Consider the following 11,108-nt stretch of genomic DNA (forward strand, 5'->3'; position numbering starts at 1 on the left):
GCAGTTGTGCGCGACCGGGTGACACAGAGGGCCCGGATCTGGGTACGAACGCCTCCATGACGCCTTCCGCCACGTACCGGCTTCAGCTCCAGCCGGACTTCCCGTTCTCGGCCGCCGAGGACGCCGTGCCGTACCTCGCCACGCTCGGCGTCTCCCATCTGCATCTGTCCCCGGTCCTGGAGGCCGTGCCCGGCTCCCGGCACGGCTACGACGTCGTCGACCACGGCCGGGTGCGCGCCGAGCTGGGCGGCGAGGAAGGGCTGCGGCGGCTCGCCCGCACCGCTCGGGAGCACGGTCTCGGGCTGGTCCTGGACATCGTGCCCAACCACATGGCGGCCGACCCCCGGCACAATCACGCGCTGCGGGAGGTCCTGCGCGAGGGGCCCGGCTCCCCGTACGCCCGCTGGTTCGACATCGACTGGGCGGCGGGCGACGGGCGGATCCTGCTGCCCGTGCTCGGCGGCCGGCTCGGCGAGGAGATCGGCGGGCTCCGGGTCGACGGGGAGGTGCTGCGATACGGCGAGCAGGAGTTCCCGCTCCGGGCGGGCACCGCGGGTCTCGGCCTGCCTGAGCTGCTGGACGCCCAGCACTACCGGCTCGGCTGGTGGCGGCTGGCCCGGACCGAGCTGAACTACCGGCGGTTCTTCACCATCTCGGAGCTGATCGGGGTGCGGGTGGAGGACCCGGAGGTCTTCGCCGCCACCCACGCCAAGATCCTCGAACTGGTACGGGACGGGACCGTCGAGGGTCTGCGGATCGACCACCCGGACGGACTCGCCGACCCGGCCGCCTATCTGGAGCGGCTCTCCGAGGCGAGCGGCGGTGCGTGGACCGTGGTGGAGAAGATCCTCACCGGTCCCGAGCCGCTGCCGGCCGGCTGGGCGGTGGCCGGGACGACCGGGTACGACGCGCTGCACCGGATCGACGGTCTCTTCGTCGACCCGCTGGGCGCCGCGGAACTGCTGGGCCACTACCGGGAGTCCGCCTCCCCGGCCGGCGACCGGGGAGGCTACTGGAAGGCGACCGTGCGCCGCGCCGCGTACCGAGTCGTCACCCATGAGCTGGCCGCCGAGACCGCACTGCTGACCCGGCTGGCGTCGCGCATCTGCGCCGGGGACCCCGCTCTGCGCGACCACGCCCCGTGGGCGCTGCACACCGCGGTACGCGAACTGCTGGTCCGGGTACCGGTCTACCGCCCGTACGTGACGGCCGGCGGGCCCCGCACGGAGTCGGCCGGGGCGGCGCTCGACGCGACGGCGGTGAGCGAGGCCAAGGCGGTGTTCACCGTGCGGGAGGAGGCGTCGGCCGTCGATGTGGTGCGGGAGCTGGCGCTGGGGCGGCTCGGCCCGGGCGGCGACCGGGCGGCGTTCTGCGACCGGTTCGCGCAGACGGCGTCCGCGCTGCGGGCCAAGTCGGTCGAGGACACCGCGTACTACCGGTACGTGCCACTGATCTCCGCCAACGAGGTGGGCGGTGATCCGGGGCAGCCGGCGGTGGCTCCGGAGGACTTCCATGCCTTCTGCACCCGGCTCGCACGGGACTGGCCCGCCACCGGCACGGCGCTGACCACGCACGACACCAAGCGCAGCGCCGACGTCCGGGCCGCCGTCGCGGTGCTCTCGGAGTGTCCGGGGCAGTGGTCGCGGCTGGTGGCGGAGCTGGCCCGGACGGCCCCGGCGGCCGCCCCCGATCCGCAGCTGGCCTGGCAGGCGTGGCAGACCGCGTTCGGCTGCGTGGGGTTCCCGGCCGGTGAGCAGGCGGCGCGGCTGGAGCCCGCGCTGCTGAAGGCGGTGCGCGAGTCGGGGCTGTTCACCAGCTGGACCGAACCCGATCCGGGGTACGAGCGGGCGATGTCCGACTTCGTCGCCGCCGGTCCGGCCGCCGCCACCGGTCCGGTGCGGGCGCTGCTGGAGAGGTTCGCGGGCACGCTCGCCCCGCAGGTGCGGGCCAATGTGCTCGGCGCGGCGCTGGTGCAGCTGACGATGCCGGGGGTGCCGGATCTCTACCAGGGCACCGAGCGCGCGTACCTGGCGCTGGTCGACCCGGACAACCGGCGGCCGTTTCGCCGCCCGTCCGCGTACACGCCTTCCAGCGCGCCCTCCGACGAGAAGGAGGCTCTCACGGTGGCGGCGCTGCGGCTTCGGCGTGAGCGGCCCGGGGTGTTCGGTGAGTCGGGCACGTACGCCCCGCTGACGGCCTCCGGTCCGGCGGCCGCGCACTGTGTGGCCTTCTGCCGCTCGGGCGAGGTCGTCACCGCGGTGACCCGGCTGTCGCTGCGGCTGGCCCGGGCGGGCGGCTGGCGCGGGACGGAGCTGACGCTGCCGGACGACGGGGTGTGGCGGGATCTGCTGGCCCCGGGCCGGGAGTTCTCCGGCGGCACGGCCGCGGTGGCCGAGCTGTTCGCCGAGCGGCCGGTGGCACTGCTCAGCCGGGTCGTACCAGAAGGGACCGCGGGCCCCGGGTGAGCAGGCCGGTGGCGGCCGGTCTGAATCCGTCCGCCCAGCGGAGCCGGGGCATGGCGTCCAGGAGGGCGCGCAGGCCCTGTTCGGCCTCCAGCCGGCCGAGCACCACGGCCGGGCAGCCCGCCGGGCCGGTGGTGGTGGTGTGGCCCTGGTCGCGGCGGAAGGGGTCGAACAGGTCCGGCGCCACGAACCGTTCCGGATCGCGTCCCGCCGCGCCGATCAGGCAGGCGACGGGGGACCGCGCCGGGAGGGTGCCACCACTGAGGGTGACCTCGGTGAGGGTGCGCCGCAGCACGACCTGGACGGGCGGGTCGCGGCGCATCGACTCCGTCCAGGCCCGGCCGGCGAGTGCCGGTTCGACGCGCAGGGCGGCCAGCAGGTCGGGGTCGTCCAGCAGGTTGGCCAGGAACGAGGCGAGCGCCGTCTCGCGCAGTCCGGTGCGCCGGGTGCAGGGTCCTTCGTCGGCGGGCGCGCCGCCACCGGAGCGCGACGAGGACCGGAACGGCCCGGTACCGGCGGGCAGCCATTGGCAGAACTCCTCGACGAGATCGGCCTGCCGGCGCCCGGCGATGCGCCGGGCCAGCACGTACGCGGTCCGCTCGACGCGTTCGGCCAGGTGCCGGGGCACGGAGCCGGTCTCCACCGTGTACCGGTCACGGGGCAGGCAGCGGGGGCTGCCGTGGCAGAGGCCGAGCGGTGCGGGGCCGCCGCGAGGTGCCCCGTCGTGCGGGAAGCCGGTGAACCCCGGGCCGGTGAGCGCGGTGACCACATCGTCGTACCGGCTGATCAGCCAGGCTCCCAGCGGGGCGTCGTAGCTGAGCGGGTACTCCTCGCGCAGCATCCGGTAGAGCCGGTACGGGTCGCGGGCCGCGCCGGGGGCGAGGAGGCTCGGGCCGCCGGGGCGGGTCGTCCGGCGCGACCTCGGCGGCCCGTCGACGCGGAGGTCCGGCGAGGGCGTCGGGGCGGGTATGTCTCCGGGGGTGTCGGCCTGCATCCGTACCCCCGGGCGGTCGGTGCGCCGGTGTGCGGCGCGGTCCCCCTCAGGGCATCACCTCAACGGACCCGCCGCAGTCGGCGCGCGGCCGTCCGGGTGACGGGGCGCTCACCGCCCTGCCCGGCCGCGTCCTGCGCTCACCGCCCGCCCGGTGACGGGGCGGTCCCCGGGCCCGGCGGCCAGGACGCGTCCAGCAGTTCGGTGAACGCGGCGGCGGCGCCGGTCAGTTCGACGCGGGAGAACACCGCGAGCGGGCGGGCCCACGGCGGGTCGACGGTGAGCACCGCGCAGTCCTCGCCGACCGCTCCCCGGACGACGTGCGCGGGGGCGGTCGCGATGCCGACCCCGGCGGCCGCCATCCGTACCGCGGTCGAGGTGTGCTCGGTCCGCACCGCCGTACGCGGGACGAAGCCGGCCTCGGCGCAGACCCAGTCCAGGAAAGGCCGGCCGTGCACGACGGCCTCCATCGCGCAGCGCACCCAGGCACGGTCAGCGAGCTCCTGGAGGCGGACGGAGGCGCGTCCGGCGAGCCGGTCGTCGAACGGGACGACCAGGACGATCTCCTCCTCGCCGATCGGGACGACGGGGCCGGGCCAGTCGGCGGGCGGCGGGCCGACGGCGAGGTCGGCGGTGCCGCGCTCGATCTGCTCCTCCAGTGCCTCCGTGGTGGCGTACTCGTGGAGCACCAGGCCGACGCCGGGGTGCGCGCCGCGCCAGCGGGCGAAGACCTCGGGAAGGATGCCGACGGCGATGGCGTGCACGGTGGCGATGTGGAGTTCGCCGCCCTCCGCGCCCGCCGCCGCCCGCGCCGCGCGCCGGGCCTGGGCGGCGCTGCGCACGGACCGCTCGGCGTGCGGCAGGAAGGCGCGGCCCATCGGGGTCAGGCGCACACCGCGCGGCAGCCGTTCGAGCAGGGCGCCGCCGACGGTCCGCTCCAGGGCCTTGATCTGATGGGACAGCGCGGGCTGGGTGACGTGGAGCAGTTCGGCGGCCCGGGTGAAGGAGGACTCCTCGACGACGGTGAGGAAGTACTCCATCTGACGCAGACTCATCGCGCCGCTCCCCGCCCTCAGCCATGAACGTTGTGCATCGGACCCACACAAACATTGCCTTGGACTCATGGCAAGGGCCGGGCGGAGGGTGGGAGCCATGACACAGACGGAGAAGGTGACCGGGACCGATGTGCTGGTGATCGGCGGGGGGACGGGCGGCTACTCGACCGCGCTGCGGGCCGCGGCGCTCGGCCTGGGCGTGGTTCTCGTGGAGCGCGACAAGGTGGGCGGCACCTGTCTGCACCGGGGCTGCGTCCCCAGCAAGGCGATGCTGCACGCGGCCGAGCTCGTCGACGGGATCGCGGAGGCCCGTGAGCGGTGGGGGGTGAAGGCGACCCTGGAGTCGGTGGACTGGCCGGCGCTCGTCGCGACCCGTGACGACATCGTGGACCGCAACCACCGCGGCGTGGCCGGCCACCTCGCGCACGCGGCGGTGGAAGTGGTGCACGGCAGCGCGGAGTTGACGGGCCCGCGCAGCGCCCGGATCGGCGGGTACGGGGAGGTCACCGCCCGGCGCGGCGTCGTCCTCGCCACCGGGTCGCGGCCGCGCATGCTGCCGGGGCTCGTGGCCGACGGGCGGCGGGTGGTGACCAGCGACGACGCGCTGTTCGCCCCCGGCCTGCCGGAATCGGTGCTGGTGCTGGGCGGCGGGGCGATCGGCGTCGAGTACGCCTCCCTGCACCGGTCGATGGGGGCCCGGGTGACCCTGGTGGAGGCCGCAGACCGGCTCGTGCCCCTGGAGGACGCCGATGTGTCCCGGCATCTGACCCGTGGTCTGAAGAAGCGCGGGATCGATGTGCGGACGGGTGCGCGGCTGCTGGAGGCGGCCGTGCTCGACGACGGGGTGCGGGCCACCGTCCGCACCCCGCGCGGTGAGAGCCGCACGGTGGAGGCGGAGCGGCTGCTCGTCGCGGTGGGCCGGGCCCCGGTGACGGACGGTCTGGGGCTCGCCGCGGCCGGGCTGGGCACCGACGGGCGCGGGCATGTGGCCCCTCGGGACTGGTCCCGGCTGGAGACCGCCGTGCCGGGCATTCACGTGGTGGGCGACCTGCTGCCGCCGCCGTCCCCCGGGCTGGCCCACGCGTCCTTCGCCGAGGGGCTGCTGGTGGCCGAGACGCTGGCCGGGCTGCGTCCGGCGCCGGTGGACTACGCCGCGGTGCCCCGGGTGACGTACTCCGCCCCGCAGACCGCGTCGGTGGGGCTCTCCGAGGCACAGGCCCGTGACGCCGGGCACGACGTCGTGGTCAACACGATGCCGCTGACGGCGGTCGCCAAGGGCATGGTGCACGGGCAGGGCGGCATGGTGAAGGTGGTCGCGGAGCGGGGCGGCCGGGTCCTGGGCGTCCATCTCGTCGGGCCGCACGTCTCGGAGATGATCGCCGAGAGCCAGCTGATCGTCGGCTGGGACGCGGAGCCGTCCGACGTCGCCCACCACGTGCACCCCCACCCGACGCTCTCGGAGGCGGTCGGCGAGGCCTTCCTCACCCTGGCGGGCCGCGGACTGCACCAGCAGGCGTGAGAGCCGGCCGGGCGAGCCGTTCGTGGACGCGCTACGCGGGCGGTGTGAGCGCGGGTGCGGAGAGCCGGAACATCATCGTGCCGAAGCTCACCTGGTCCCCCTCACGTACCGAGACCGTGCCCGTGACGCGCTGTCCGTTGACACAGGTGCCGTTGGTCGAGCCGAGGTCGCGCAGCAGCCACCGGCCGCCGTGCACGGTCAGTTCGGCGTGCATCCGGGACACGGTCTCGTGGCTGAGGCGCAGCCCGTTGCCCGGATCCCGGCCGATGAGCAGGGGGTGCGGGCTCGGCGCCGGCAGCAGCAGCCTGGGCAGCCGCTCGGCCCACCAGGCCCTGCGCACCCGCCCGGGAAAGCCGGAGACCCCGCCGACGGCCCGCATCAGCTGCCGCGTCCAGCGGCCCCCGCTGTCCAGGTCGGCGGTGAGCGCCTCCAGCTCCTCGGAACGGTTCGCGGTCAGGGCCAGTTCCATGCGCCGGATGAAGGTGTCGTGGGAGAGCTTTCCCTGCGCCGCGCCTTCTCTGAGCACGCCGAGAACACGGTCGCGCTGGGCGTCGGACAGCCGCGCGGGATACGTGTGGAACTCGAAGGAGGACGTCACAGAGCCAATTGTCGGGCCGACCGCCCCAAGGTGTCCAGAACGGCCGCTCCTTCCTCGCTCCCGGCCTGTGCGCGACGGCCCGCCCGGGGCCCCTGCGCACACCTCTCACCCGGATATCCAGGGGCGCCCGGAGCGAGACGTTGCTACCGTCTCCCGCCGTGCCGCCCCGACGACCGCCGGGGCGCTCCCGCGTAGTCCTGGAGACTTTGTGCCTGCTGCACCACCCGAACTGACCATCCGTCCGCTCACCGGGGCGCAGGAGCTGGATCTCTTCCGCCGGCTGTCGTACGTCCTGGACCACGAACTGGCGGACGACCTCCACTCCGGCCGCCGCCGCCCGGAGTGGATGTGGGTGGCGTTGCGGGGCGAGCGGGTGGTGGCACGGATCGCGTGGTGGAGCCCGGACGGCAGGGCGCCGCTCCTTCTCGACTTCTTCGACCTCGACGACACCCTGCCCGAGCCCGAGCGCGGCGAAGCGGGCCTGCGGCTGCTGGAGACGGCGAGCGCGGCGGTCGTGCCCGCGGGCGGCCCGCGTCCCGAGTACGGGCGGTACGTGCCGCCGGACTGGCGTGAGGACCCGGTGGTCCGTGACGCCGTCGAGGCCCGGGTCCGGGTCATGGAGCGCACCGGGGCCCGGATGCTGGTCGAGCGGCTGCGCCTGGAGTGGCGCGCGGGCACCCCGGTGCCCGCCGACAGCGGCCGGCTGCGGTTCCGCCCGGTCGCCGGGCGCGAGGACCTCCTCGCGCTGATGACGCCCGTGATGGAGGGCACCCTCGACGCCCACGGCCAACAGGACCTGGCCTCCGGGCTGTCGGCGCGCCGGGCCGCGGAGAAGCATTACGACGAGGAGCTGGCCGGCTACACCACCCCGCGGGAGTGGTGGCGCATCGCGGAACTCCCCGGCGGTGAACCGGTCGGCTTCGTGATCCCGGCCCGCAACAGCTACAACCCGGTCATCGCGTACATCGGTGTGCTGCCCGCGCACCGTGGCCACGGCTACATCGACGACCTCCTCACGGAGGGGACCCGGGTGCTCGCCGGGCAGGACGGGGTGGAGCGGATCCGGGCCGCGACGGACCTCGGCAACGTGCCGATGGCGAAGTCCTTCGAGCGTCTGGGGTACGTCAACTTCGAGCGCGCCTTCGACATGGTGTGGGACTGACGGAGCCGCCGCCGCGGCAGGCGGTCCGGGCCGCGTACCGGCCCGCCCCCACCTCGTGCTCGTCTCCGTGGGCCGGACGCGGGATCGAGGTCTTCCCGGCGGCCGACCTGGGGCCGGGCCGGCCACCGGATCCTGGAGCGGGTTCTCGCCTCCGCGTCCTGAGGGCTGTCCCGCGAGGGCGATCCGGCAGCCGGGGACCGCGGACGCGAAGCCCGCGGTGCACGGCGCCGGAGGGGCCGTTCGCGAGCTGCGGCCGGGCCCGGACCACCATGGCATTCGACCTGCGGGAACAGGCATGATGGGCACTCAAGTTCCGTACGCCCCACCACATGCCGCGTGTCCCCGCCGCCCCACCGGCCCCGGGGGCCGGGAGGTCAGATACGTGTCACGCCAGATGCTCACCGTCGCAGTGGACGGTTCGGGCGATTTCCGCACCGTCGCGGAGGCCGTCGCACGGGCCCGTACCGGGGCTGTCGTCAGCATCGGTCCCGGCCGTTACGAGGAGTCCCTCACCGTTTCCGCCGCGATCACGCTGACCGCGTCCGAGGGGGCCGGAACGGTGGAGCTGGCGCCCCGGCGCGGCACCGCGCTGACCCTCACCGGCGACGCCGTGATGGTGAGCGACCTGGTGCTGCGCGGCCACGACGACGAGCTGCCGGTCGTCGACTCGCCGCGCGGACAGATCGCGATGGACCGGTGCGAGGTGCACGGCTCGGCGTGGGCGGCGCTGTTCGCGCGCGGCAGCGGGTCCCTCGCCCTGCGCGAGTGCCGGGTCAGCAATCCGGCGGGCGCCGGTGTGGTCTCGACGTCCGGGAACGAGAGCTTCCTGGAGGACTGCGTCGTCCAGCATCTGGGCACGTCGGCGGTGGTGGCCGGGGAGCGCGGGCGGATCACCGTGCGCGGCGGCAGGCTGCGCGACACCCGGGGCAACGGAGTACTGACGAACGGTCAGGCACACCTGCACCTGGAGGACTGCGAGATATCCGCGGCGGACAAGCCCGGGGTCGCCGTCGAGGAGGACAGCACGGTGCGCATGGTGCGCGGCTCGGTCCGCGAGGCGGTGGTCGGGGTGTACGTCAGCTCGACCGGGCCGACCGTGCTGGAGGAGGTGTCGGTGGCCGACACGACCGGGCACGGGTTCGTGCTGGGCGCCGGAAGCTCCCCCACTCTGACCGCCTGCCGTACGGAACGGACCGCTGGGCACGGTCTGTTCGTGACCGAACGCAGCCGGGGCACGTTCAAGGACTGTGTGTTCGCCTCCGCGCAGGACGCGGCGATCCGGGTGAACGGGTTCTCCTCGCCGGTGCTGACCGGGACGGTCGTGGCGGACGCGAAGGCCGTCGGGGTGCTCCTCGACGAGGACTCGGCGGGTGAGTTCGACCGCCTGGAGGTACGGGACGCGGGCGGGTCCGGCATCGTCGTCCGCACCGGCGCCAACCCGTTGTTGCGCCGCGTCACCGTCACCCGGCCGGGTTCGCACGGGGTGGAGGTCGCCAAGGACGGGCGGGGCCGGCTGGAGGAGTGCGTCGTCGAGGCGTCGGCCGGCTCGGCCGTGCACGTCTCGGGGCACGGCAGTCTGTACGTCGGCGGCAGCACGCTGCGCACGGCGGCCGAGGCGGGCGTGCACGTCGGGGCACTCGGCACGCTCACCCTTCGCGACACCACCGTCCAGGACGCGGCCGGGGCGGGCGTCCGGATCGAGGCGAAGGGCGAGCTGTCCGCCGCGCGGGCGCGGGTCACCGGCTCGGGTGAGCACGGTGTGCTGGTCGCCGCGGGCGCACGGGCGGCCCTGAAGACCTGCGAGGTGTCCGGCTCGGGCGCCGACGGCGTACGGGTCGAGGGCACCGACCCGGCGTCACTGATCGGCTGCACGGTACGGGACAACCGGGGCAGCGGGCTGCGCCAGGCGGTGCCCGGCGACCGGCTCGCCGTCGAGGGCCTGAACAGTGCGGACAACGGTGCTCCCGACGCCTGGGGCAGTGCGGCGGGCGCCGAGGCGGCGGGCGGCGGGCGACTGCCCGGCGGCGCGGTTCCGATGGCCGCCGAGCCGGACAAGGACACCGGTCCGGTGGCCGAGCTGGAGTCCCTGATCGGTCTCGCCGACGTGAAGCAGCAGGTCCTGACGCTGATCAATCTGAACCGGCTGGCGCAGCGGCGCGCCAGCCTCGGCATGCCCGCCCCGCCGATGAGCCGCCATCTGGTGTTCGCGGGCCCGCCCGGCACCGGCAAGACGACGGTGGCCCGGCTGTACGGGTCGATCCTGGCGTCACTCGGAGTGCTGCGCACCGGGCACCTGGTGGAGGTGTCGCGGGCCGACCTGGTGGCACAGATCGTCGGCGGCACCGCGATCAAGACCACCGAGACCTTCAACAAGGCGCTGGGCGGCGTGCTGTTCGTCGACGAGGCGTACACACTGCTCTCCGACGGCGGCGGTTCGGGCGCGGACTTCGGCCGGGAGGCCATCGACACCCTGGTGAAGCTGATGGAGGACCATCGCGAGGACGTGGTGGTCGTGGCGGCCGGCTACCCCGAGGAGATGACCGGCTTCCTCGCCTCCAACCCCGGTCTGGCCTCCCGGTTCACCCGCACCGTGGAGTTCACCGACTACACCTCGGACGAGCTGGTCACCATCGTCGAGCGGATGTGCACGGGGCACCACTACGAGCTCGAACCGGCGGCCCGGACCGCGTTGCACGGCCACTTCGAGGCCATTCCGCGCGACGCGGCCTTCGGCAACGGGCGCACCGCCCGCAAGGTGTTCGAGGAGATGGTGGACCGTCAGGCATCCCGGCTCGCGGGCATGCCGGAGGTCAACGAACGCGATCTGGCGGTACTGACCGCCAGGGACGTCGGCGTGACGGCGGCCGTGGACCGCAAGGCCGACGACGACCCGCTGCTGCGGCTCGACGCGCTGGTGGGGCTCGCAGCCGTCAAGCGGGAGGTGGGCGACCTGGTCAACCTGCTGGCCACCGCCCGCCGCCGCACCGAAGCCGGACTGCCCGCACCGCGCATCAGCAACCACCTGGTCTTCGCGGGGCCGCCCGGCACCGGCAAGACGACGGTGGCCCGGCTGTACGGGGAGCTGCTGGCCTCGCTGGGCGTGCTGCCGCGCGGCCAGTTGGTGGAGGTGTCGCGGGCCGACCTGGTGGGCCGGTGGGTCGGACACACCGCGCAGCTCACCAAGGAGGTGTTCACGCGCGCGCTCGGCGGTGTGCTGTTCATCGACGAGGCGTACACCCTCACCCCCGCCGGGAGCGGCGGTTCCGCCGACTTCGGCCAGGAGGCCGTGGACACCCTCCTGAAGCTGATGGAGGACCACCG

7 protein-coding genes are annotated in these 11,108 nt (G+C 74.6%); 4 read left to right on the forward strand and 3 right to left on the reverse strand.

Annotation, left to right across the window (positions count from 1 at the left end):
• Nucleotides 1-56 precede the first annotated feature (56 nt).
• Nucleotides 57-2,465: a malto-oligosyltrehalose synthase gene (gene treY / locus J1C73_RS04465; RefSeq protein WP_207315175.1), complete on the forward strand. Its 2,409-nt coding sequence runs from the start codon at nt 57-59 to the stop codon at nt 2,463-2,465.
• On the opposite strand, the gene J1C73_RS04470 is transcribed toward treY, so the two are convergent.
• Entirely contained in the window at nt 2,425-3,456 is a 1,032-nt protein-coding gene (locus J1C73_RS04470) for a cytochrome P450 (RefSeq protein WP_207315176.1), read from the reverse strand. The two genes, treY and J1C73_RS04470, sit on opposite strands and share 41 nt — an antisense overlap.
• Nucleotides 3,457-3,593: 137 nt before the next feature.
• Nucleotides 3,594-4,508 (reverse strand): LysR family transcriptional regulator, encoded by a 915-nt coding sequence (locus J1C73_RS04475; protein ID WP_207315177.1) that lies wholly within the window; start codon nt 4,506-4,508, stop codon nt 3,594-3,596.
• Nucleotides 4,509-4,605: 97 nt separating this feature from the next.
• Between J1C73_RS04475 and lpdA the strand changes: the two genes are divergently transcribed.
• A complete protein-coding gene (gene lpdA / locus J1C73_RS04480; RefSeq protein WP_207315178.1) occupies nt 4,606-6,027 on the forward strand; it encodes a dihydrolipoyl dehydrogenase in 1,422 nt (473 codons plus the stop codon).
• A 31-nt stretch (nt 6,028-6,058) separates the two neighbouring features.
• On the opposite strand, the gene J1C73_RS04485 is transcribed toward lpdA, so the two are convergent.
• A complete protein-coding gene (locus tag J1C73_RS04485) occupies nt 6,059-6,625 on the reverse strand; it encodes an FHA domain-containing protein (protein ID WP_207315179.1) in 567 nt (188 codons plus the stop codon).
• Nucleotides 6,626-6,833: 208 nt separating this feature from the next.
• Between J1C73_RS04485 and J1C73_RS04490 the strand changes: the two genes are divergently transcribed.
• Nucleotides 6,834-7,787, forward strand: coding sequence for a GNAT family N-acetyltransferase (locus tag J1C73_RS04490; RefSeq protein ID WP_207315180.1), 954 nt, complete (start codon nt 6,834-6,836; stop codon nt 7,785-7,787).
• Between the two features lie 394 nt (nt 7,788-8,181).
• Nucleotides 8,182-11,108: right-handed parallel beta-helix repeat-containing protein (locus J1C73_RS04495; RefSeq protein ID WP_207315183.1), on the forward strand; the 2,927-nt coding region annotated here is incomplete at its 3' end.

Origin of the sequence: Streptomyces laculatispora (assembly GCF_017353455.1) — a bacterium.
In the GTDB taxonomy this organism is placed as follows: Bacteria; Actinomycetota; Actinomycetes; order Streptomycetales; family Streptomycetaceae; genus Streptomyces; species Streptomyces laculatispora.

Bases quoted from the DNA above. Each gene is read 5' to 3' on its own strand.
- treY (WP_207315175.1), top strand. From the start codon at position 57: ATGACGCCTTCCGCCACGTACCGGCTTCAGCTCCAGCCGGACTTCCCG.
- lpdA (WP_207315178.1), top strand. From the start codon at position 4,606: ATGACACAGACGGAGAAGGTGACCGGGACCGATGTGCTGGTGATCGGC.
- J1C73_RS04475 (WP_207315177.1), bottom strand. From the start codon at position 4,508: ATGAGTCTGCGTCAGATGGAGTACTTCCTCACCGTCGTCGAGGAGTCC.
- J1C73_RS04470 (WP_207315176.1), bottom strand. From the start codon at position 3,456: ATGCAGGCCGACACCCCCGGAGACATACCCGCCCCGACGCCCTCGCCG.